The organism is Mesorhizobium sp. P2_A12, assembly GCF_056405075.1.
On the sequence record NZ_JBFUCU010000012.1, the window covers coordinates 279,800 to 302,674 of the forward strand.

General features: G+C 62.6%; 20 protein-coding genes and 1 pseudogene. 7 read left to right on the top strand and 14 right to left on the bottom strand.

Annotated elements, in window-relative coordinates:
* Positions 1 to 15: 15 nt before the first annotated feature.
* The 4 genes from AC1DZU_RS23905 to AC1DZU_RS23920 form a co-directional block, all read right to left on the bottom strand.
* Entirely contained in the window at positions 16 to 624 is a 609-nt protein-coding gene (locus tag AC1DZU_RS23905) for an ABC-type transport auxiliary lipoprotein family protein (RefSeq protein WP_477288919.1), read from the bottom strand.
* Positions 625 to 703: 79 nt separating this feature from the next.
* The gene (locus AC1DZU_RS23910) at positions 704 to 2,077 is read right to left on the bottom strand and encodes an MlaD family protein (protein ID WP_477288921.1); all 1,374 of its coding nucleotides are present in this window, start codon (positions 2,075 to 2,077) and stop codon (positions 704 to 706) included.
* Between the two features lie 14 nt (positions 2,078 to 2,091).
* Positions 2,092 to 2,913 carry an ABC transporter ATP-binding protein gene (locus AC1DZU_RS23915; protein WP_477288923.1) on the bottom strand — a complete coding sequence of 274 codons (822 nt, stop codon included), beginning with the start codon at positions 2,911 to 2,913 and terminating at the stop codon, positions 2,092 to 2,094.
* 1 nt (position 2,914) lies between these two features.
* Positions 2,915 to 4,102, bottom strand: a complete 1,188-nt coding sequence (locus AC1DZU_RS23920) for an MlaE family ABC transporter permease (protein WP_477288925.1) — start codon at positions 4,100 to 4,102, stop codon at positions 2,915 to 2,917.
* 78 nt (positions 4,103 to 4,180) lie between these two features.
* On the opposite strand from AC1DZU_RS23920, the gene dgcA reads away from it, so the two are divergent.
* A complete protein-coding gene (gene dgcA, locus AC1DZU_RS23925) occupies positions 4,181 to 5,164 on the top strand; it encodes an N-acetyl-D-Glu racemase DgcA (RefSeq protein WP_477288927.1) in 984 nt (327 codons plus the stop codon).
* Here dgcA and AC1DZU_RS23930 read toward each other — a convergent pair.
* Positions 5,135 to 6,349 carry an MFS transporter gene (locus tag AC1DZU_RS23930; protein ID WP_477288929.1) on the bottom strand — a complete coding sequence of 405 codons (1,215 nt, stop codon included), beginning with the start codon at positions 6,347 to 6,349 and terminating at the stop codon, positions 5,135 to 5,137. The two genes, dgcA and AC1DZU_RS23930, sit on opposite strands and share 30 nt — an antisense overlap.
* A 105-nt stretch (positions 6,350 to 6,454) precedes the next feature.
* Positions 6,455 to 7,270 carry a UDP-2,3-diacylglucosamine diphosphatase gene (locus AC1DZU_RS23935; protein WP_095085153.1) on the bottom strand — a complete coding sequence of 272 codons (816 nt, stop codon included), beginning with the start codon at positions 7,268 to 7,270 and terminating at the stop codon, positions 6,455 to 6,457.
* A gap of 120 nt (positions 7,271 to 7,390) precedes the next feature.
* On the opposite strand from AC1DZU_RS23935, the gene AC1DZU_RS23940 reads away from it, so the two are divergent.
* Together AC1DZU_RS23940 and AC1DZU_RS23945 are read left to right on the top strand one after the other, a co-directional pair.
* Complete coding sequence (locus AC1DZU_RS23940; protein ID WP_184873969.1) at positions 7,391 to 8,170, top strand: SDR family oxidoreductase; 780 nt, start codon at positions 7,391 to 7,393, stop codon at positions 8,168 to 8,170.
* A 175-nt stretch (positions 8,171 to 8,345) separates the two neighbouring features.
* Positions 8,346 to 10,670: an NADP-dependent malic enzyme gene (locus tag AC1DZU_RS23945; protein ID WP_477288932.1), complete on the top strand. Its 2,325-nt coding sequence runs from the start codon at positions 8,346 to 8,348 to the stop codon at positions 10,668 to 10,670.
* Here AC1DZU_RS23945 and AC1DZU_RS23950 read toward each other — a convergent pair whose 3' ends face one another.
* Positions 10,671 to 11,183 (bottom strand): DUF1287 domain-containing protein, encoded by a 513-nt coding sequence (locus tag AC1DZU_RS23950; protein ID WP_477288934.1) that lies wholly within the window; start codon positions 11,181 to 11,183, stop codon positions 10,671 to 10,673.
* Between the two features lie 318 nt (positions 11,184 to 11,501).
* Between AC1DZU_RS23950 and AC1DZU_RS23955 the strand changes: the two genes are divergently transcribed.
* On the top strand, positions 11,502 to 12,707 hold the full coding sequence (locus tag AC1DZU_RS23955) for a DUF2865 domain-containing protein (protein ID WP_477288936.1): 1,206 nt from the start codon (positions 11,502 to 11,504) through the stop codon (positions 12,705 to 12,707).
* Here the strand turns inward: AC1DZU_RS23955 and gltX are convergent.
* The 3 genes and pseudogenes from gltX to AC1DZU_RS23970 all read right to left on the bottom strand — a co-directional run.
* Positions 12,625 to 13,998 carry a glutamate--tRNA ligase gene (gene gltX, locus AC1DZU_RS23960; RefSeq protein ID WP_477288938.1) on the bottom strand — a complete coding sequence of 458 codons (1,374 nt, stop codon included), beginning with the start codon at positions 13,996 to 13,998 and terminating at the stop codon, positions 12,625 to 12,627. The genes AC1DZU_RS23955 and gltX overlap by 83 nt on opposite strands.
* 256 nt (positions 13,999 to 14,254) lie before the next feature.
* Positions 14,255 to 15,436, bottom strand: a complete 1,182-nt coding sequence (locus AC1DZU_RS23965; protein WP_477288940.1) for a hypothetical protein — start codon at positions 15,434 to 15,436, stop codon at positions 14,255 to 14,257.
* 233 nt (positions 15,437 to 15,669) lie between these two features.
* Positions 15,670 to 17,451 (bottom strand): annotated as a pseudogene (locus tag AC1DZU_RS23970) (ABC transporter ATP-binding protein); the annotation flags it as partial.
* Between the two features lie 69 nt (positions 17,452 to 17,520).
* Between AC1DZU_RS23970 and AC1DZU_RS23975 the strand changes: the two are divergent.
* A complete protein-coding gene (locus AC1DZU_RS23975) occupies positions 17,521 to 17,862 on the top strand; it encodes a hypothetical protein (protein ID WP_477288942.1) in 342 nt (113 codons plus the stop codon).
* Here the strand turns inward: AC1DZU_RS23975 and AC1DZU_RS23980 are convergent.
* From AC1DZU_RS23980 to AC1DZU_RS23990, 3 genes are all read right to left on the bottom strand, one after another.
* Entirely contained in the window at positions 17,842 to 18,255 is a 414-nt protein-coding gene (locus tag AC1DZU_RS23980) for a GNAT family N-acetyltransferase (RefSeq protein WP_477289239.1), read from the bottom strand. The two genes, AC1DZU_RS23975 and AC1DZU_RS23980, sit on opposite strands and share 21 nt — an antisense overlap.
* 52 nt (positions 18,256 to 18,307) lie before the next feature.
* A complete protein-coding gene (locus AC1DZU_RS23985; protein WP_477288944.1) occupies positions 18,308 to 19,984 on the bottom strand; it encodes an NAD+ synthase in 1,677 nt (558 codons plus the stop codon).
* Positions 19,985 to 20,106: 122 nt separating this feature from the next.
* Positions 20,107 to 20,823, bottom strand: coding sequence for a DNA-3-methyladenine glycosylase I (locus AC1DZU_RS23990; RefSeq protein ID WP_477288946.1), 717 nt, complete (start codon positions 20,821 to 20,823; stop codon positions 20,107 to 20,109).
* 192 nt (positions 20,824 to 21,015) lie between these two features.
* On the opposite strand from AC1DZU_RS23990, the gene AC1DZU_RS23995 reads away from it, so the two are divergent.
* Together AC1DZU_RS23995 and AC1DZU_RS24000 are read left to right on the top strand one after the other, a co-directional pair.
* Positions 21,016 to 21,576 (top strand): DUF1003 domain-containing protein, encoded by a 561-nt coding sequence (locus tag AC1DZU_RS23995; RefSeq protein WP_477288948.1) that lies wholly within the window; start codon positions 21,016 to 21,018, stop codon positions 21,574 to 21,576.
* Positions 21,573 to 22,160, top strand: a complete 588-nt coding sequence (locus tag AC1DZU_RS24000; RefSeq protein WP_477288950.1) for a DedA family protein — start codon at positions 21,573 to 21,575, stop codon at positions 22,158 to 22,160. Before AC1DZU_RS23995 ends, AC1DZU_RS24000 begins: the two co-directional genes overlap by 4 nt.
* Before the next feature lie 61 nt (positions 22,161 to 22,221).
* Here AC1DZU_RS24000 and AC1DZU_RS24005 read toward each other — a convergent pair whose 3' ends face one another.
* Positions 22,222 to 22,809, bottom strand: a complete 588-nt coding sequence (locus AC1DZU_RS24005) for a hemerythrin domain-containing protein (RefSeq protein ID WP_477288952.1) — start codon at positions 22,807 to 22,809, stop codon at positions 22,222 to 22,224.
* Positions 22,810 to 22,875 lie beyond the last annotated feature (66 nt).

The following is a 22,875-nucleotide window of genomic DNA, read 5'->3' on the forward strand; positions in this document are numbered from 1 at the left end:
CGCTATTTGACCCCTTCAGATGACCGAATCCGTCCAACGCACGATCTGCTTGGCGGTATCTCCAAACGCGCTGTCGAGCGCGCTGACATAGGCAGGATTGCCGCTGCCTGAAACGGGCGCCGATGCGGTGAAGCTCTTGGAGGCGCGCACCTCGCCATTGCGATCGTTCAATATCCGCACGAACAGGTCAACTTCGGCGTGCTCGCCGCCGTCGACGCGGACTTCGAAAGACCGGACCTCGACAATCACCTGGTAGTCGATCGCCAGGCCCTCGCCCGGCTTGCCGACGCCGGCAAAGCTGCCCGAACGCTGGAACGTCTCGGCCAGCCGCGCCTGCACGATCAGCGGCAGCCGGTCGGCCCATTGCGCGCCCTTGAGATACTGGATCGAGCGATCCGAGGGCTTGATGACGATGTTTTGGCTGTCCAACGCCTTGAGTGCCGACGGCTGCGCGATCAGGATTTGTCGGCGGCTGTGGCCATGCGCGTCGACCGAAGGCGCCGACAGCTCGAACGTATCGAGCGGCGCGGGCTTGCCGCCCAACACAGCGCAGCCTGCTAGGGTCAAGGCAAGCAGTGCCGCAGCCGATGTCAATCCGCCCGTTCTCACCCACACAGACTTCACGCGCGATCCCCGTTGTCCCCGGATCGTAAGATCAACCCGCTTTCTTGGCTCATGTTCTTGGGGCGTGCCGAAGCCGAAGTCAACGCCGCGCCCTGCCATCGAATTGCCGGACCTCGCCATCGCCACCCGAAAGGATGCGCTGCGGATTGCGGCTGAGATCCGTTACGGCTTCCTCGATGCGACTGATCGAACGGCGGCTGTCCTGCACCAGCGCCTCGACATTCGAAAGCCCCTGGCCGGAGAAGCGTGCCAGATTGTCCGTGATGACGCCCAGGCGGGCATTCAACGTGTCGGCAACCTGCTTGAACGATTTCAGTGTTTCCCTGGCGTCGGCCATCACGCCGTCGGCCTGCCCCGACCCGAGCAAGGTGTCGACCTTGGCGAGGATGCCGTCGACACGCACCGAGGCATCGTTGAGCCGCTGTGCCAGTTGTTTGGCATCCTTGATCGTCTGGTCGATGTCGTCGGCCCGGTTGGCGAATTTGTCGGTCACCTCAGCGATGTCGGCGGCGACCTTGTTGGCGTTTTCGCTGGCTTTCTGGATGTTGGCCAATGCGGAGCGCACTTGCGCCGGATCGATCCCGTCGAGCACGCCATCGACCTTGGCCAGCGTGCCTTGCGTCTGCTTGGCGAAATCGTTGACGGACCCGACAGCGGTGTCGACATTCTTGATCACGCCGTCGAGCTGCGTCGACGTCTGCTTGAGATTCGCAGTTGCCGTATCGACGTTGGCGACGATGCTCTTGATCTTGTCCTTGTCGACGGCATTGAGCAGGCCTTCGGCTGCTTTCAGCGTGCCGTCGAGCTTGCCGGAAACGCCTTTCAGCTCATCGGAGAGCGCACTGACGCTGGACAGGAACTTGTCGATGCCGTCCGAATTCTTGGCCAGCGCATCGGAGAAGGTCTGCGCGTTCTTGACGGTTTGCGTTAGCGGCCCGCGCACATCCTTGGTGAAGCCTTCAAGCTCCGAAAGCACCTTGTCGGCGCGGCTGAAGATGTTCTGTGCCGTCTGCAGCAGGTTGGTCACCGCCGATGGGTTGGCGACGATCTCGGCGACCTTGCCTTCCTTCTCGGCCTGGTCGAGGAGCTTTACTTCCTTGGGGTCAGCGCCCTTTAGTTCGATATTGGCCTGTCCGGTGAGGCCGGCGAGGCCGATATCGGCCTGCGTCGACTTGGTGATCGGCGTCAGGCGATCGATCTCGGTGTCGGCGATAGCGACGGTCGGATTGTCGACATCGATATAGACGCGCCTGACATCACCGACCTTGACGCCGTTGAACAGCACGAAACTGCCGCGGCCAAGCCCGGAAGCCGAGCCCGGAATACGCACGCGCAGCAACGTGGTCTCGCCCTTGTCGCCGATCGCCGCCGTCCAGTAGACGAAGGCAAACGCCGCCAGGATCGCGGCCAGCGTGAAAATGCCGACAATAACGTAGTTGGCTCTGGTTTCCATTGTCCCACTTATGGCTATGCGCGCGCCGCAAGATCAAGTTGCCGGGCGCGTTTTCCGCGGAAATAGGATTTTACCCACGGCTCCTCGCTCTTCAGCATGTCGTCAATGGTGCCTTCGACCAGCACTCTCTTCTTGCCGAGCACGGCCACGCGATCGCAAGCGGTGAAAAGCGTGTCGAGATCGTGCGTCACCATATAAACGGTCAGATCCATCGTATCGCGCAGCTTGACGACCAGTTCGTCGAACTCCGCCGCGCTGATCGGATCGAGGCCGGATGTCGGCTCGTCGAGGAAGACGATGTCGGGGTCGAGCGCCAGCGCACGTGCCAGCGCCGCCCGTTTGATCATGCCTCCGGAAAGTTCGGACGGAAATTTCTGCGCCGCGTCCGGCGGCAGCCCGACCAGCTCGACCTTGAGCATCGCCAGTTCGTCCATCAGCTTTCGCGGCAGGTCGAGATATTCGCGCATCGGCACCTGGACGTTTTCCAGCACTGTCAGCGCCGAAAAAAGGGCGCCGTGCTGAAACAGCACGCCAAGCCGCATGTCGACGCGCAGACGCTCGACGTCGCTCGCTTTCTCGACATCGACGCCGAACAGCTTGATCGTGCCCGACTGTTTGCGCGTCAGCCCAAGAATGGTGCGCAGCAGAACGGATTTGCCGGCGCCCGAGGCACCGACAAAGCCAAGGATCTCGCCGCGCCGGATATCGAGCGACAGCTTGTCTAGTATGAGCTTGTCGGCGAACGAGACGGTGATGTTGTGCGCGGAAAGCACGATGTCGCCCTCGCCCGTTTCGTCCGCGATCGCGACCACCTTTTTTCTGCTCAGCAACGTCATCTTAGAACTCGATCGCTGCGTAGAAGATGGCGAAAAGCCCGTCGAGGATGATAACGACGAAGATCGACTTCACCACCGAGGCGGTCACGTGCTGGCCGAGCGATTCCGCGCTGCCGCCGACCTTCATGCCTTCGACCGAGGCGATCGTGCCGATGATCATGGCCATGAACGGCGCCTTGATCAGGCCGGCGAAAATGGTGCTGAGGTCGATGGCGACGCGCAGCCGGTCGATGAAGGCAGCAGGTGCGATATCGGAGTACAGCCAAGCCGCGACGATGCCGCCGCCGAGTGCCGCGAAATTGGCAATGATGGTGAGGCACGGCAAGGCGATGACCAGCGCCACGAGGCGCGGAAAGACCAGCACGCCGATCGGGTTGAGGCCGATGACCTTCAGCGCGTCAACCTCCTCGCGCATCTTCATCGAGCCGATCTCGGCGGTGATCGCGCTGCCGGAGCGGCCGGCAATCATGATCGCCGTCATCAGCACGCCGAGTTCGCGCAGGATCAGCACGCCGACCAGGTCGACGACGAAGATATCGGCGCCGAAATAGCTGAGCTGATAGGCACCCTGCTGGGCAACGATGGCGCCGACGATCGCCGACATCAGCACCACCACCGGAATGGCGCCGACGCCCATGCGGTCGATCTGGTTGAAGATCGCCGCCGGGTTGACGGCATGGCCACGGCCGAGCTTCATCTGCGCGCCGCGGATGGTGGCGCCGAGGATGTTCATCGAGGCGAGGAAGTCGTCGCGCATCTCGTAGACGCGCCGGCCCACCGCCTCCAGCGCGCGAATGATGATGTTGGGTGGCCGTGCGGGACCGGATTCGGGTTCGCGCCGGACGGCCTCGCCCACCGCATCGAGCAGGATGTTGGCAATCTCGCTCTGGCCTTGCATGCTGATCTTGACGCCCTTCTTCTCGAAGGCACTGGCCAGCCGGTCGATCAGCCAGGCGCCGGCGGTATCCATCTTCTCGATGTTGGAAAGATCGAGCGCCAAGGTCTTGAAACCACTTCGCTTCTCGATCTTGCGCATGTCGGCGTCGATCAGCGCGACGGTCCGTGTCGTCCAGATTCCCGAGAAGACGCAGCCGAGAACGCCGTCCTCCTCGCCGATCGCCACGCGCGGTTCGTGGTCAGCCTCCCCCGCGGTCGTGCCGCTTGCGTCGCGCTTGCCGATGGTCAACATGGCGTCCTGTTTAGCCTGACGGAACCAAGCTGTCGATTTGCCGACTCGCCCGTTGTTGCATAGCCGGAGCAGAAAAATATGGCGCGTGTCATTTCGGTTGAGGCAGAACGTTTCCCCATCGCCGGAACCTTCACCATTTCACGCGGTTCCAAGACCGAGGCCGAGGTCATCACCTGCACGATCAGCGAGAACGGCCACGCTGGTCGCGGCGAATGCGTTCCCTACAAGCGCTATGGCGAGACCATGGATGGCGTCAGTGACGCGATAGAGGCCATGCGGGACCGGATCGCAGGTGGGATCAGCCGGAACGCCTTGCTCGATGCCATGCCGGCCGGAGCCGCCCGCAACGCCATCGACTGCGCCCTGTGGGACCTGGAGGCAAAGATCAGCGGAACATCGGTGGCTGCTGCCATTGGCGCTGTACCGTTAAGGGCACTTGAAACGGCCTACACGCTGTCGTTGGGCGAACCGGAGGCGATGGCGGCGCAGGCGCGTGCCAATGCGGCACGACCGCTGCTCAAGGTCAAGATTGGCGGCGACAACGACCTCGCCCGGATCAGCGCCGTCAGGCAGGCCGCCCCCAAAAGCCGCATCATCCTCGACGCCAATGAGGGCTGGACCGACGACAACATCGCCGCGAACCTCGCCTTTGCCGCCGAGCAAGGCATCGCGCTGATCGAACAGCCGCTGCCGGCCGGCAAAGACGAGATCCTGCGCCATATCGCGCATCCCGTACCGATCTGCGCCGATGAAAGCGTGCATGAGGCTGAGAATCTCGAAGCGCTGGTCGGCCTCTATGATGCCGTCAACATCAAGCTCGACAAATCGGGCGGACTGACGGCGGCGTTGGTGCTGCGCGATCACGCCCGCGAACTCGGTTTCGGCGTTATGGTCGGATGCATGGTCGGCACGTCGCTGGCGATGGCGCCGGCGGTATTGCTCGCCCAGGATGCCGATTTCGTCGATCTTGACGGTCCGCTCCTGCTTGCCCACGACCGTGTGCCCGGCCTTGTCTACCAGGGATCTCTGGTGTCACCGCCTGATACGGCGCTGTGGGGCTGAGCGCGCCGCAAGCCCGATCAGCACCAGTCCGATCAAGGCGATCGGGATCATGGCAAAAAAGCCGTCGACGCCGAAGCGGTGGTAAAGCGGGCCGGACGCCAACGTCACCACCGCCATGAAGAAGCCGTTGGAGAAGTAGGCGATGCCTTGCGCAGCACCTGTCCGTTCCTCGGAGACCGTTTCGCCGATCATCTTCTGCAGGCCGATCAGCACCAGCGCCACCGAGACCGAATGCAGTGTCTGGACGCCGAAAAATCCGGCAACGCCGAGGCCGAGCGGCCACACAAGCGGAAAGGCAATCCAGCGCACGATCGCCCCGACCCCCGCCATCACCATGATCGAGACGACCGAGAACGAGCTGAAATAGCGGGTGAACATCATGAACATGCAGACTTCCGCGACCACGCCCCAGGCCCACAAAAGGCCGACAACCGAATCGCTGAGGCCGATCGATTTCCAGTAGATGGAGACGAAGCCGTACAGGAATGCGTGGCTGGCGGTGATGACGCCGACACCGATCGAAAAATACAGGAAATATGGGTTGAGAAGCTTTGGCGCCACGTGCTGCATGTCGGTCGCCGACAGCGGCGAGGCGCGTCGCGGACGGCCGAGACGCGGCGCCAGCAAGCCGGCAGCAAGGGCCGCGGCAAGTGAAACGAAGATGATCACCGGAACGGCCCCGGAGCCGGTTGCCGACAGGATGAAGCCACCGGCGACATTGGCGAACAGGTAGGAGATCGAGCCCCATTTGCGCATGCCCGTATAGTTCGAGCCAAACCGGCGCACACCCGAAAGCGCCAGCGAATCGGCGATCGGCGAATGTGGCGTCCAGACGATGGTCAGCGCCAGCGACACCGCCAGCACCATGGCGTAGCTCGGCGTCAGGAAGTAACCGGCCGACAACAGCAGCGACGCCGCCACCAGCGCGACATAGATATCGGCGCGGTCCCTGGCCCTGTCGGCAAGTGCGGTCAGCAACGGCGTCGTCACCACGCGCAGGAACATCGGCGCAGCCAGAATGACGGCGATCTGCTCGGGATGAAAACCCTCGGCCTGCAGCCACAGCGGGAAATAGGGCACATGCGTTCCGAGCGGCACGAACAGCGTCGCGAAGATCAGGCTCATGCGCAGTTCGAAATGGCGCGGCTTGACGAGTTGTTCGGGCGAAAGCGGCGGCAGCGACATGAATCGATCCAATAACGCTGCACTCGACCGGACGGCAACGTGTATCGATCCCTTAACATGGGCGAAAACCGGGCGAAACCGGTTGGCCTAATCGATTGATCCGCGTCAGGCCGCCTGCCCGACCCGGTCTTCGAGGAGCAACGGGATAAAGGGTTCGTCCGGCGCCTCGGGCAGCACCTGCGCCCAGGTCAGGATTTCCATCCGGCCGTCGAAATGCTCGACCACCGCCGTGCAGCTTTCCACCCAGTCGCCGGTGTTGATGTATTGGACGTCGCCAAAATTCTCGATGGCAGCGTGATGGATATGGCCGCAGATGATGCCGTCGACATGCGAGCGGCGCGCCTCTTCCGCAAGCATGGTCTGGAACGAGCCGATGAAATTCACCGCCTTCTTGACGTTGACCTTGGCCCAGGACGAGAACGACCAGTACGGCAGGCCAAGCAGTTGGCGCAGCCGCGTCACCACTCGGTTGACCAGCATGGCCGCGTCATAGGCGTGGTCGCCGAGATAGGCGAGCCAGCGCGCGTTGTGGACGACGGTGTCGAACTGGTCGCCATGGATGACGAGCAGCCGCTTGCCGTCGGCGGTCTCGTGGATGGCGCGGTCGGCGACGACGATGCCGCCGAAATGCACGCCCTGGAACTGGCGCGCGAACTCGTCATGATTGCCGGCGATGTAGGTGATGTTGGCGCCCTTGCGCGCCTTGCGCAGCAATTTCTGCACGACGTCATTGTGGCTTTGCGGCCAGTGCCAGCTTCGCCGCAGCCGCCAGCCATCGACGATATCGCCGACCAGGTAGATGATGTCGGCGTCGTGATATCTAAGGAAATCGATCAGGAATTCGGCCTTGGCCGCCTTCGAGCCGAGATGAACGTCGGAAATGAACATGCTGCGGAAAGTGCGGGGCTCTTGGCCTGACATCGCGATTTCACCCTTGCTTCCGCGCAGGCTATGCCCCGATTCATGCAACAACCGTATGACGGTTGCGATTGGTCCAGCCGAAGGACTAGCTTGCCGCCGGCTCACAAGGAGAAAATCATCATGGATCTCGGCATTCGCGGAAAGAAAGCCATCGTCTGCGCTTCGAGCAAGGGGCTTGGGCGTGGCTGCGCCATGGCACTGGCCGAGGCCGGTTGCGACATCGTCGTCAACGGGCGCAATGCCGAGCTGGTGGCCAAGACCGCCGCCGAGTTGCGCGAGCGCTACGGCGTGACGGTGACCGAAGTCGTCGGCGACGTTTCGAAGCCGGAGGTGCAGAAAGCGTTGCTCGCCGCGTGTCCCGAGCCGGACATCCTCGTCAACAACAACGGCGGTCCCCCACTGCGGGATTTCCGTGAACTCGATCGGGCGAAGATCCTTGAAGGCGTCACCCAGAACATGGTGACGCCGGTCGAGCTGGTGCAGGCCGTCATCGACGGCATGGCAGCGCGCGGCTTCGGCCGCATCGTCAACATCACCTCGCTGTCGGTCTACGTCCCCATTCCCGGCCTCGACCTGTCGTCGGGCGCGCGCGCCGGCCTGACCTCGTTCCTCGCCGGCGTGGCGCGAACAGTGATCGCCCGCAACGTCACCATCAACAACATGCTGCCGGGAAAACTCGACACCGACCGGCTGCGTGGCCCGCATGAGGCCGGCACACCGGAGGATCCAGCGGCGGCCGCCGCGCGCAAGACCCGCATCAGCGCCGATGTTCCGGCCAAGCGGCTCGGCACGCCGGAGGAATTCGGCCAGATCTGCGCCTTCCTGTGCTCGGTCCATGCCGGTTATCTGACCGGTCAGAACATACCGGTCGACGGCGGCCTCTATGTCAGCGCCTTTTGATCGACGCGCCTGCACGCAGCAAGACTCATATGCGATGAAATCGGCATAAACATCTGATATAATGGTGTTTTAGACGCGCCGCCGGGTAAAGCTGTCGGCGCGTCATTTAGCGTCGCGACAAACCTTGGCCGCATGCTAAAAGGACTCTCCAGGCAGATTTCGAGGGAGCGGCCGCATGGAAGGCGAGACCAAGAAGACGGCACGTTCGGACCTCGACGAAGCCGCCCTCTACTTCCACAAGCACCCAAGGCCGGGAAAGCTCGAAATCCAGGCGACCAAGCCGCTCGGCAACCAGCGCGACCTTGCGCTCGCCTATTCTCCAGGCGTCGCCGCCCCTTGCCTGGAAATCCGCGACGATCCGGCGACCGCCGCCGACTATACGGCGCGCGCCAATCTGGTCGGCGTCGTCTCCAACGGATCGGCTGTGCTCGGCCTCGGAAATATCGGCCCGCTCGCCTCCAAGCCGGTGATGGAAGGCAAGGCTGTCCTGTTCAAGAAGTTCGCCGGCATCGACGTCTTCGACATCGAGATCGACGCGCCGGGCATTGAGCGCATGGTCGAGACAATCTCGGCGCTGGAACCGACCTTCGGCGGCATCAACCTTGAGGACATCAAGGCACCGGAATGCTTCGAAGTGGAAGAACAACTGAAGGCCCGCATGGGCATTCCGGTCTTCCATGACGACCAGCACGGCACAGCCATCATCGTCGCCGCCGCCGTGCTCAACGGCTTGGAATTCGCCGGCAAGACGATATCGGACATCAAGATCGTCACGTCGGGCGCCGGTGCGGCCGCCCTTGCCTGCCTCAATCTGCTGGTCTCGCTTGGCGCGCGGGTGGAAAACATCTGGGTCACTGACCGTTTCGGCGTCGCCTACAAGGGCCGCGTCGACGAGATGGACCGCTGGAAAGACCCCTATGTGAAGGACACCGACGCGCGCACGCTGGCTGACGTGATCCCCGGCGCCGACGTCTTCCTCGGTCTGTCGGCGGCCGGTGTGCTGAAGCCGGAACTGCTGCAGCACWTGGCGCCAAAACCGCTGATCCTGGCGCTAGCCAACCCCAATCCGGAGATCATGCCGGAAGCGGCGCGCGCCGCCCGTCCCGATGCGATGATCTGCACCGGCAGGTCGGATTTTCCCAATCAGGTCAACAACGTCCTGTGTTTTCCTTACATTTTTCGCGGTGCGCTCGACTGCGGCGCCAGCGCCATCAACGAGGAGATGAAGATGGCGGCGGTGCGGGCGATTGCGGCGCTAGCCCGCGAGGAACCGTCCGATGTCGCGGCCCGCGCCTATTCCGGTGAGACGCCAATCTTCGGGCCAGACTTCCTGATCCCCTCGCCCTTCGATCCGCGCCTGATCCTGCGCATCGCCCCGGCCGTCGCCAAGGCAGCCTGCGACACTGGCGTCGCGACAAGGCCGATCACCGATTTCGCAGCCTATATCGACAAGCTCAACCGCTTCGTCTTCCGCTCTGGACTGGTGATGAAGCCGGTGTTCTCGTCCGCCAAGGCATCGACCGCCAAGCGCGTCATCTATGCCGATGGCGAGGACGAGCGCGTGCTGCGCGCCGCCCAGGTGGTGCTCGAGGAAGGCATCGCCGAACCGATCCTGATCGGCCGCCCGCACGTCATCGAAGTGCGCCTGAAACGCTATGGCCTGCGTATCAAGCCCGGTGTCGACTTCGGACTGATCAATCCGGAGGACGATCCGCGCTATCGCAACTACGTCGACCTCTTGATCGAACTCGCCGGCCGGCGCGGCGTGACAACGGAAGCCGCCCGCACCATGGTGCGTACCGACAACACGGTGATCGCCGCACTGGCGCTGAAGCGTGGCGATGCCGATGCCATGGTCTGCGGCCTCGAAGGACGCTTCGAGCGGCACCTGCGCAACGTCACCCTGATCATCGGCCCCCGCCTCGGCATCAAGGACCACGACCTTTCGACGCTTTCGATGCTGATCTCGCAGCGCGGCATCATCTTCCTGACCGACACGCATGTCTCGGTCGACCCGACCGCCGAGGAAATCGCCGAGATGACTGTGCTGGCGGCGGAAGAGATCCAGCGCTTCGGCATCGAGCCGAAGGCAGCGCTGCTGTCACATTCGGATTTCGGCTCGCGCGATTCGCCGAGCGCCCTCAAGATGCGGCAAGCGGCGGCGATCCTGGCGCGCATCGCGCCCGAACTGGAGTGCGACGGCGAGATGCATGCGGACACAGCCTTGTCCGAGCATCTGCGCCAGCGCGTTTATCCTCACTCCAGGCTGAAGGGCGAAGCCAATCTGCTGGTGTTCCCCAACCTCGATTCGGCCAACATCACGCTGTCCGCGCTCAGGACCATGATGGACGCGCTGCATGTCGGGCCGATCCTGCTCGGCACCGACATGCCGGCGCATATATTGACGCCGTCGGTCACCTCGCGCGGCGTCGTCAACATGACAGCTCTTGCCGTGGTGGAAGCCGCTCACAAGGCACAGGCGGTCGTCAATCTGGGCTGATCAGACCGGCGCGAAGCGGAAATGTCCGGTTTGCTTAAAGGCGAACAACGTGTCGTCCTCGTGGGCGCCCTGGCCGATATTGTGGATGACCATCGCCCTTTCCGGCACTTCCGCTGAACGATTTGATGAGACGATAGCGATATGCGGCAGGTTGCCGGGCAGCATCTGAGTAACGAGATCGCCCGGTTGAAAGTCGACGGGATCCTGGCCGACCGGCAAGGAAACACCCCGTCGTCCAAAAAAGACGGCAAGGTTCTGCACCCGGCGGTGGTCGATGTTGCGGTCGGGCGCTTTCAGGCCCCAAATCTTCGGATAGGCCGCGAAATCAGCCAACATATCCTCATGCACCAGCCTTTGCAGGTCGAGCCCGAAGGCGCGGCGATAGGCGCGGACCACGACATCGGTACACACACCGCGCTCCGGCGCGACATCGCCACCCGGATAGGTTAAGCGCATATAGGTTGGGTCGTAGAGGATGGTGACACCGATCTGCTCACGCGCGGCGTCGACCAATCGACTGCGCCAGTCCGGCGCATCGGGCTCCTCCTGCGCCATGGCAGCGGGCGGCGCCAGGCACAAGAGAGCGAGTTGTAGCGCGGTTCGACGGGTAATCGCGGTCATGCCAAGCCTCCGGGTCGCGCTGGATTCGGGCATTTTTTCTGGGCGAATACGCCTTTTTCATGCAGCGTCGGAATCTCACGGCAGAGACTGAACCCGAACATCCGCGACGGCGCGTCTCTGGGCTAAGACCATCTTTGGTTGTAGATTGAGGGAACGATTAACCGCGAATCCGGTAGCATCGCACAGGCAAGCAGGCGGGGTTTTCGGACTATGACGGGCGAAAGGTGGAGGCTGACGCATGTTGCCGCGCTGCTTGGCGCGCTCGTGCTTTCAGCCATCGCGGTCACCGAGCCGCGGGCCGCCTCGCGCGTCTGCCGCCAGTTGGAAGCCGATCTTGCCGCGGCCTCACGCGGCGGCGGTGGTGGCCCGGAGTTGATCCGCAAGTACGACGCGGCAATCGAAAGGCAGCGCGAACAGATCTCCAGGGCCCGCGGCCAATCCAGCAACGCCGGTTGCGGCTTTTCGCTGTTCAGCCGCAATGTCAGAGAATGCGCCGGGCTCAACGCCACCATCGATCGCATGAATGCCAATCTCGATAGCCTGCAGGCCAAGCGCACCCGGCTCTCCAGCGGCGGCTCGCGTCGCGACCGCGGCCGCATCCTGGCGGCGCTCGAGGCCAAGGGTTGCCGCGACGACACCGTTGCACCGCAGCGAGCGCCGCTGCAGGAAGCGAACCGTGAAGACGGCAACGCAAACCTGTTCGAACAGCTTTTCGGCGGCAACAGCCAGCAGCTCGATGCGCTCGATGAGCCTGACGATCCGGGCGAGGAGCGCGATGTCAGCAGGGTGCTCAACCGGCCCGGCGTACCGGATTTTTCGAGCGGCGGCGGCGGCGAGTTCCACACCACATGCGTGCGCACCTGCGACGGCTATTTCTTCCCGATGTCGAATTCGGCTTCGACGAGCGATTTCGAGCGCGACCAGAAGAATTGCGAATCAAGCTGCCCTGGCACCGAGATGCAGGTTTTCTATTCGCGCGGCATGGATGACGATTCGGCTGAGATGACGTCATCGGTCACCGGCCGGCCCTACAGCGAATTGCCGACCGCCTATCTCTACAAGCTGTCCAACATGCCGCGGCCGCCGGCTTGCGGCTGCAACGCCGCGCGGAATTTCCAGGTCATCGCCGGCAACCCGCCGAATCCTGAGCAGTCCCAGCCCGAAACGGACGCGACACCGTCCATTCCGGTTCCGGCTACCAAGCCCGATCCGGGTACCGATCCGGAAACCCTGGCCAATGCGGAGGGCGGACTCGACCGCGAGGCGATCAAGCGGCTTTCCGCCAAGCCGGTGACGTCGCCAGTGTCGGCCTTGCCACCGGAACAGCGCAAGGTCAGGGTCGTCGGGCCATCGTTCCTTCCCGACCCATCAGCGGCAATAAATCTGCAAGCTCCGGCCCCGAAGGCAGTCCGGTAAGCGCGAGCCTGAGCGGCATGAACAGCGCCTTGCCCTTGCGGCCGGTTGCTTCCCTGATCTTGCCCGTCCACTCTTTCCAGACTGTCCCGTTCCAGGGTTCCTCCGGCAGCAGGTCGAACGCTTGACCGAGGAAATCGCGGTCGTCGTCGGAAAATTCCGGCCTCTCCTGCGGGCCCTCGCGCAAGGTGCGCCACCAGCTTGTCGCATCGGCCAGCCTGTCGAGATTGCCGCGCACCGCAAGCCAGAACGGCTCGGCCTGGTCACCCGAGACGCCGAGCACGATCAGCCGGTCTTGCGCCTCGGAGAACGGCATATGGTGCAACAGCGCCCGGTTGAGCACGAAGAGCTCGTCAGGATCGAACTTGGCCGCGGATTTTGATGTCGCCGCCGGATCGAAGCGTTCGGCGAGTTCGGCCATCGTTGGCACAGCCGCGACATTCTCCGAGGTGCCGACCAGCACGGCGAGCGAAGCGACGGCCATCGGCTCGATGCCGTCCTGGCGCAGGCTTTCGATGGAGAGCGCGCCGGTGCGTTTCGACAACCCCTCGCCCGATGCCGTGGTCAAAAGGTTGTGGTGGCCGAACACCGGCGGCGCGGCAGCCAGCGCCTGGAACAGGGCGATCTGCACGCCGGTGTTGGTGACGTGGTCGTCGCCGCGGATGACATGGCTGACGCCCATCTCGATGTCGTCGACCACCGAAGGCAGCGTATAGAGATAGGTGCCGTCCTCGCGCACCAGAACCGGGTCGGAGAGTGAGGCAAGGTCGACGGTTTCCTCCCCACGCACCAGATCGTTCCAGTGGATTTCAGTACGCTCGGGCTGCAGCGGATCCCCAGAGAAATTGGGCAACAGGAAGCGCCAGTGCGGCCGGCGGCCATCGGCCTGGTATTCGGCGATCTGCTCCGGCGAAAGTGCTAGCGCTTCGCGGCCGTAGACCGGCGGCAGCCCACGCGTGCGGCGCACCTTGCGCCTGAGGTCAAGTTCCTCCGGAGTCTCGTAGCAGGCGTAGAGAACGCCGGCCGCCTTCAGCCTCTCGACCGCCGCGTCATAGACCTCAAAACGCCGCGACTGGTATTCGGTGGCATCCGGGAAAATGCCGAGCCAATGCAAATCATAGAGGATGGCGTCGGAGAATTCCTGCTTCGAGCGGGCAATGTCGGTGTCGTCGAAACGCTGGATAAAGCGGCCCTTGTTGTTCATGGCAAATAGCCAGTTGAACAGGGCGGTGCGCGCATTGCCGATATGAATGCGGCCGGTTGGCGAAGGGGCGAAACGAACGGTAACTGTCATGAGCGGGGCGTACCGGATGCTTTTGTGATTGACAAGACGCGCCCCCGCGCGGTGCGGCAGACATAGAACAGGACGCGCGCAATGAAAAGACCGGGGCGGCGTGCGCCTCAGGCGGCGCCGCCATGACCGAGTGCTGCCCACCGGCGGAGTCGAAGCGGGTCGAGACAATGATGCCGCTCGGTCCTGCCGCCACGGGTCAACTCACAGCGGGCCGAGACATGGGTGCTATCGTCGACGAAGGGTCATCCAAGAGCGATCAACGGCCGAAGTCATCGGAACTGAGGCGGGTCCAGCGGTCGCCCATCAACCCACCGATAAAGATGTCGCCCGAGCGGACCGCTTCCGTCACCTCGGCGATCCGCGAGCGCACCATCGTCCCCCCGGCATAGCGGAAGAAGACATTCTTGTAGCCGAAGAGTTGAGGCATGAATCTGCTCTGCGTCTGCCCGGTGATCCCTGCGCAGCCCATATCCCACGCGGCCGCGATAAGGCCATCCAATGTCGCGCCCCAGTGGGATCCGGAAGCCTGGATTTGCAACACGCTCGCGATGCCGCCGGCTTGACCGTAGAAGGCATAACAACCGAGCATCTTGCCCGCTTCGTCGTAAGTCCCACCGAAATGAAGGGGGCCGTCGGCCCGTTTCTCGGCCGCCAGCGAGAGCAGCCGTGGCAGTTCGCCATCCTTCCAACTCGGCCGAAGGGCGTATTCGGACAGGAGTGTCGGCAGCCGCTCGGCAAATTGCGCGGCATCGATCGACTTGCGGTGGACCCGTTGCGATGATGAAAGCGGGACCGGGGGCCCGAACCTTCCCTTCGCAAGAGCATCGAATGCTCGCGCGCAGGGATCGAGTACCGGGCGAGGCAGGCCAGGCCAGTTGCGGTGCAGCGCGGCGGCGGCCATCGCGGCCGGCCGTAAAATACAGGTCCATCCCAGGCAATGCACAGGCAGGAGCTGATACTTCATCGGGCGCGCGAAGGGCAGGGATGTCCGGTTGGCCGAATCGGTCAGCTGCAGATCGAATTGGCCCTGATTCAAGGCACGCAGCAATTGCGGTCCGGCCGAGCCGTGATCGGTGCCGGGGTCGGACATGAGCGGACCGATGATCGCCGCATTCAATGCCGTTCCGTTGAGCTCGTAGCGGGCTTTCAGGACGCCGAGGAACCCACCCAGACGACCCTGCGGGGTGATCTGGACCAGAGCGTTGCTCTCACCGGGCTGGCCGGCAGAGCCAAGGTAAATCTCCCTCATATATTCGGCCGTCTCCGCGATCGCGCGATCGAGGAGGTGACGCCGCCGCCGGCGAAACTTCGTCAGGAAGAGTGCGGCGACGTGCTCGAGATCTTCGGCCGCGAGCGGCCGTACCGACCCGTGCTGAGTTTCCAGCACCGACAGCGCAGCCACCTTTCCCGGACCGGCATTTGCGGAAACAAGATGCATCGTGAAGCCTATCTGCCGCAGAGCGTGATCCTGCGCAGGTTAATCGGATTCCAGGATATGCATAGACCGCCTCTGGGTTGCTTGGAGAAGATGTATACCAACCAGTAGTAGAAATAATGTAAACAAGACGTCTCTAACTCGGGATCTGGAAAAGCACTGGATACCGCTTCGCGACTGACGAAAGCGCGCGCTGTTGCAACCGTAACAGCGCCCGATGGAGGTGGGGGGCCGGCCTCGAGCGCCTGACGCTCGAACAGCCGGCGGTAGATGCCGCCCTTCAGCCGGATCAGCTCGTCATGCGAGCCTTCCTCGACGATCTTGCCACGATCGAAGACCAGCAGCCTGTCGAGGGCCCGCACCGTCGAAAGCCGGTGCGCGATGACCAGCGTCGTGCGGCCGACCATCAGCCGTTCCATCGCCTGCTGGATCAGCACCTCCGATTCCGAATCGAGGCTCGACGTCGCCTCGTCGAGGATCAGGATGCGCGCATCGGCAAGGAAAGCGCGCGCGATAGCCACGCGCTGACGCTCGCCGCCCGACAGTTTCACGCCGCGCTCGCCGACCAGCGTGCCATAGCCCTTAGGCAGGTTGGCGATGAAGTCATGCGCACTCGCCAGCCGCGCCGCGTGCTCGATCTCATCCTGCGTCGCCGTCGGCCGGGCATAGGCAATGTTCTCGGCCAGCGACCGGTGGAACAGGATCGGTTCCTGCTGGACGATGGCGATCTGCCCGCGCAGCGACGCTTGCGCCACCTGCAAGATGTCCTGCCCGTCGACCAGGATTTCTCCCGCATTCACGTCATAGAGCCGCTGGATCAGCTTGACGAAGGTCGTCTTGCCCGAACCCGAATGGCCGACGAGCCCGACACGTTCACCCGGCGCGATATCGACCGAAAAGTCGCGATAGAGCGGCGATCGGTGGTTGCCGTAGTGAAAGGTGACGTTGTCGAAACCTATACGTCCCTGAGTGATCCGGATCGGCTTGGCGCCAGGCCGATCCTCGATGCCGAGCGGTTCGGACTGGAAGTCGACCAGCTCCTCCATGTCGTTGATCGAACGCTGCAGGTTGCGGATATGGGTGCCGATATCTCTGAGATATCCCTGCAGAACGAAAAACGACGTCAGCACGAAGGCGACGTCACCGGCGCTCGCTTGCCCCCACGACCACAGCATCAACGCCAGGCCGATCACCGCGGCTCTCATGACCACCAGCAGCGCCGCCTGCGTGGTGGCATTGATGGTGCCGCGCACCCAGGTGCGCCGGGTGCGCGCACGCCATTTGGCGACAACCCTGGCGAGGCGGCGCTCTTCACGCTCCTCGGCGCCAAACCCCTTGACCACGGCGTTACAGCTCACCGCGTCGGCCAGCGAACCGCCGAGGCGCGTGTCCCAGGTGTTGGCGAGCCGTGCCGCCGGTGCGACATAGCCGAGCGACAGCATCGCCGTCACCGCGATGAACAGTACCGAGCCGGCGGCAACGACCACGCCCATCAGCGGCCAGAACCAGCCGAGCAACAGCGTCGAGCCGACCAGCATGACGACGGACGGCAGCAGCGCGATCAGGATCGTGTCGTTGAGCAGGTCGAGCGCCCACATGCCGCGCGTCACCTTGCGCACGGTCGAGCCGGCGAAGCTGTTGGCATGCCAGTCGGTGGAAAAGCGCTGTACGCGATGGAAGGCGTCAGCGGCGATATCAGCCATCATCTTCAGCGTCAGCTCGACGATTGCCATGAAGGCAAGGTTGCGCAGCACGACGCCACTCAGGGCCAGAGCCATCAGTATCGAAAACGCCGTCATTGCGGCATTCCAGGCAACAGCGTCGGCGCCGGCACTGCTGGCGACGGCGTCGACCAGCTGGCCGGAATAGAGCGGCGTCAAAACGTCGGCCAGCGTCGACAGCAGGAAGCCGCCCATGATGAGCGAAAGCCGCCACGGCTGACGCTGCCAATGGGTGAGCGTGAAACCAAGAACGCTGCGAAAGGCGCTTGCGCGCAAATCGATTCTAAAACGAGCCATGATGTCTTTCGGGCGCAAACGAGCCCGATCCCAGTAAGGTCGAAAATTGAAGAAGCCGCGCAAGGGCGAATGATTGCCCAGAATGCGGAGTGGCATATTTGGCGTCTCGCCCGTAATCGGGCGGCGACCGGCATCGGCATAAGCCTGTGCTCGATCCGGCATCAGCGCGAGGACAAAACCCTCGCCGAACGCCTGATGAGACCTAGGCTTCGCGGCCTCGCATTACCATTTGAAATACTGCCATTCGGACCTCCCGCAAATGAATCGCGGAACGGTCCTTATAAAGACGCCCCGATGCATCGCCAAGATCGGCTCACGCCGAAAGTCTATCTGGTCCAAGCACTGAGGTTATTTTGCAACAACGGCGATGTCGCCATGGTCGCGCACTCTTCATTGTGGAATGCGATCTAGGCGCATGTATCGACCATCCGTCGATGCCTTGAAGCCCAGTTTCTCATAGACGCCATGTGCGTCGCTGGTCGAAAGGCTCCAGTGCGAAACCGTCCTGAGTTCGGTGTGGTCGATGAGTGCCTGGACCAGTCGCAACCCTATGCCCTGCCCGCGATGCTCCGGCCAGATGATGATGTCGGCAAGATAGGCAAACACCACGCGGTCGGTGATCGCCCGGCCGAAACCGACTTGTTTTCCATCCAGATATGCGCCGACACAAAACGAATTGGCAAAGGCTCGCCGATGGAACTCATCGTTGCGTCCAGCGCCCCAATAATAGCTGGCCATCAACAGGTCGGATGTCGCCCGGAAATCGATCCGTGATATGTCGAAGCTGATTTCACAGTCGGGCACGGCTGTACCCTTGCCCGCGAGACGGCGCGAGCTTTCGGTCCGCGACCGGCATCTAGCTGCGGTCCCTGAAACGGTTGGTGATGGGATAGCGACGGTCGCGGCCAAAATTCTTCCTGGTGATCTTCACGCCCGGTGCTGCCTGCCGGCGCTTGTATTCGGCGATGTAGAGCAGGTGCTCGATGCGTGTCACCGTTGCCCGGTCGTGGCCGCGTGCGACGATGTCGTCGACCCCCATCTCGTTCTCGACCAGGCATTCCAAGATATCGTCCAGCACCGGATAGGGCGGCAGCGAATCCTGGTCGGTCTGGTTTTCGCGCAATTCCGCCGACGGCGCCTTGTCGATGATGTTCTTCGGGATGACCTCGCCCGACGGCCCGAGTGCGCCCGGCGGCACGTGGCTGTTGCGCCAGCGCGACAGCGCGTAGACCTGCATCTTGTAGAGGTCCTTGATCGGATTGAAGCCGCCATTCATGTCGCCGTAGAGCGTGGCGTAGCCGACCGACATCTCGCTCTTGTTGCCGGTGGTGACGACCATCGAGCCGAACTTGTTGGAGATAGCCATCAGGATGGTGCCGCGCGCGCGGCTCTGCAAATTCTCCTCGGTGATGCCTTCCTTGGTGCCCTCGAAAAGCTGTGTCAGCGTGTGCAGAAACCCCTCGACCGGCTCGAAGATCGGCACGATGTCATAGCGGCATCCGAGCGCGCGGGCACAATCCTCGGCGTCTTTAAGCGAGTCCTTCGAGGTATAGCGGTAGGGCATCATCACCGCGCGAAGGCGTTCCTCACCAAGCGCATCGACGGCCAACGCCGCGCAGATCGCCGAATCGATACCGCCTGACAGGCCGAGCACGACGTTCTTGAAACCGTTCTTGTTGACGTAGTCTCGCAGGCCGAGCATGCAGGCGCGGTAGTCGGCCTCCTCCCTATCCGGGATCTTCGACATCGGCCCTTCTGAGCAAATCCATCCACCATCCGTACGTTTCCAGGTGGTGACGTCGACCGCTTCCTCGAACTGGCTCATCTGGAAGGCCAGCGTCTTGTCGGAACCGATGGCAAACGACGCGCCGTCGAAGATCAGCTCGTCCTGGCCGCCAAGCTGGTTGGCATAGATCATCGGCAGCCCGCATTCGATGACCTGGCGGATGACGACCTGGTGGCGGACGTCGATCTTGGCGCGATAATAGGGCGAGCCGTTCGGCACCAGCAGGATTTCGGCCCCGCTTTCGGCCAGCGTCTCGCATATGCCGACATCGCCCCAGATGTCCTCGCAGATCGGAATTCCGATCCGTACGCCGCGGAAATTGACCGGCCCCTGGATCTCGGGTCCGGCTTGGAAGACGCGCTTCTCGTCGAATTCGCCGTAGTTCGGCAAATCGAGTTTGTAGCGCTCGGCGATGATCTTGCCGCCATCGGCGAAGATGATCGAATTGTGCGTGCCGCTCTTGCGCTTCAGCGGCGTGCCGATGATGACGCCCGGGCCGCCATCGGCGGTATCGGCGGCAAAGTCTTGCGCCGCTTTTTCGCAGGCCTTCAGGAAGGCCGGCTTCAGCACCAGATCCTCCGGCGGATAGCCGGCGAGGAAAAGCTCGGTATAGAGCACGACATCGGCGCCCTGGCGGGAAGCATCCGCCCTCGCCTCGCGCGCCTTGGCGAGATTGCCTGATATGTCGCCAACAGTCGGATTGAGCTGGGCGACGGCGATGCGCAGGGTGTCGAGCTTCTTGGTCATGCTGCTGACTTAGCGCGGCAAATTTGCCCGAGCAATGGCGTTCGTTTGGACCACTCCAGGCCGAATGACATATGTCATTCGTGTCCAGACCAAATGTCAGATCGTGGCTGGGCGACCAGCGATCAGTCGTCGCCCATATATTCGCGCAGCGCTTCCGGCGAATGGTTGTCGCCGATCGACATCGCCAGTATGCGCGAAATATGCCGGCGCGGCAGGCCCGTCTCCGCCGCCCACTGATTGATCTGGTTTTGGATCTTGTCGAGATCCTTCTTCGAGGCCGGGCTTTCGGCGATGTCGAGGCCGGCATCGCGCAGTGCAGCCGCCATATCACCCGAAATGACGAAGGCATCCCAGCCCAGCCAGCGCAGGAAATACTGGCCGGTGTTGCCGCCGAGCCGGCTGCCATGCTTGCCGAGATAGGCCATCAGCCCGACCTGGTCGTCCGCTGGCCAGTCGGCAAGGAATTTGCCGAAACCGCCATATTCCTTCGACACGCGCTCGACGAAGGCAGCATTGTCGCGCACCGATCTGATCTTCTGCGGATTGCGCACGATGCGCTGGTCGGCCGTCAGATCGTGCCAGAAATCATCGGGCTGGAACAACAGCCGCTTCGGCTCGAAGCGGAGGAAGGCCTCTTCGAAGCCTGGCCATTTCTGTTCGATGACACGCCAGACGAAACCGGCGGCAAAGACGCGCTCGGCCATCGTTGACAGAATACGGTCATCGGTGATGTCAGCCACGGCGGCATTGTCTGGCGCCGGCCCCAAAAGTGACGAAAGCTCCGCCTCCCCGCCCTTGCGTTTTGCCGCACGCAGGCGAATTTTCTGAAAATCGACCATCGATCCCTCGCTGTTCGCGACAATGTAACACTTCCCGTGAGGGCCGGCAGCCTCTACCTCTTAGTGCATGTCGCTCAAAAGTGGCCCCGGTTTTGAGACAACGACATGCATGAGAACAAAGGCCTAAAGTGCGTCGCTTGGATCCGTTTCAACGCGACGCGCTTTGGGCAAGCCAAGACCTTGGAGACGGCCATGAACAAGACGATCGACGACCTGGCGAACCGTTGGCTCAAGCGACGGCCGGACGGCCTCAGCCAGCTCGAAAGCCGCGTGCTGCAATCGACGCTCGAACGCACCACCATTTCGCGGGACACCAACAAGGCCGTCGCCTTCCATCAGACCTTTGGCGACCGCCTCGCCGACACGATTGCCCGCATCGGCGGCTCGTGGTCCTTCATCCTGACCTTCATCGCGTTCCTGGTCGTGTGGACCGCCGGCAATGTCTGGCTCCTGTCGCGCGACGCCTTCGACCCCTACCCGTTCATCTTCCTCAACCTCGTGCTGTCGATGATCGCCGCCTTGCAGGCGCCGGTGATCATGATGGCGCAGAACCGCCAGACCGAACGCGACCGCATCGACGCCGCCCACGATTACGAGGTCAATTTGAAAGCCGAGATCGAGATCATGGCGCTGCATGAAAAGCTGGACGAACTCCGCCACGGCCAGATCCTCGGCATGCGCGACGAGATCGTGCGGCTTGCCGACCTCGTCAAGCGGATCGACGAAAGGCTGTCGCAGCAGCCGTCCTCATGACCGAAACGATCCATCACCTCATCGAACAATACGGGCTGCTTGCCGTCTTCCTCGGCTGTGTCGCGGAGGGTGAAAGTGCGGCCATCCTCGGTGGCTTCTTCGCGCACCAGCAAGTCTTCGTGCCGTGGCATACCGTCCTGGCGGCCGCCCTTGGCGCCTTCGTCGGCGACACCTTCTTCTTCATTCTTGGACGAAGCTTTGCCGACCATCCCTATGTCGTCAGATTGCGCAGGCGACCTGGTTTCCGCCGGGCCTTTTGCATGCTCAACACCCATCCCGACATCTTCGTGCTGTCGAACCGCTACATCTACGGCATGCGCCTTGTCGGCGGCATCGCAGCCGGGCTTTCCAACATCGCGGCGCCGCGTTTCATTATCCTCAACGCCATGTCATCGGTGATCTGGGCGGTGCTGTTCAGCACGGTTGGCTATGTCTTTGGTTTGGGGGCCGAACACTTCGTCGGCCAGGCATTGATGCATCACGAGCGGTTGCTGGTCGGGCTTGGCATTGGTTTGACGGTGGCCGTGTTTGCCTGGCTGATCGCCCGCCACGTCGCGAAAAAGGAACGGACCAGGGAAAGCTGAGATCTTTGGTTTCCATGCATGTCGTTGCCCCAAAGCGGCCAAGCACTTTGGGCCACATGCATCAGTCAATACCAAGCGCGACATCACCCCGATCGAGGATCAGCGGGATGATCAGGTCTTCCTCGTCGGCAAGATGCCTGCTCAGCATGGCGATCAGGCGGCTGTTTTCGTCGGCATAGGCGTCGGCGGCAAAGCGCTGTCTGTCCTCGCTCTCCTGAAGCGTCTTGACGAAGGCGTTGGCCGCCTCGGCATTGCGCTCCAGCCCCTCATGGATGGTGTGATGGTCGGCATCGAGGATCTCGAAGCCACGCTTCAGCCGAGTCTCCGCCTTGGCGAAGACCGGAAAATAATGATGATCCTCGACATTGTGGTGACCGTCGAGATTGCCGAGAAAATGATTGAGACGCGGCGCGAACCAGCGCGCGAAGTCGGGCGCCGTCAGCCTGCCCTCGCGGTAGTCGCCGATGCCGTTGGTCAGCATGCCGCCGAGTTCGCGGAACATGTCGTGCCGCTGCAGCCACATATTGGCGACGCCGTGGATGTTGGCGTGGCCCTGCCAGTTTTCGCGCGGGTATTTCTCGGCCAGCCAGCGCAAATCGTCCGGCAGGCCTTTGCGCTCCAGAAGCAGAAGGTTTGTGACTTCAGACATGACGGTTTCCTCGGACCATGATCCCGAAAAGTGGATACCGATTTTCGGAATGGATCATGGTCGGGA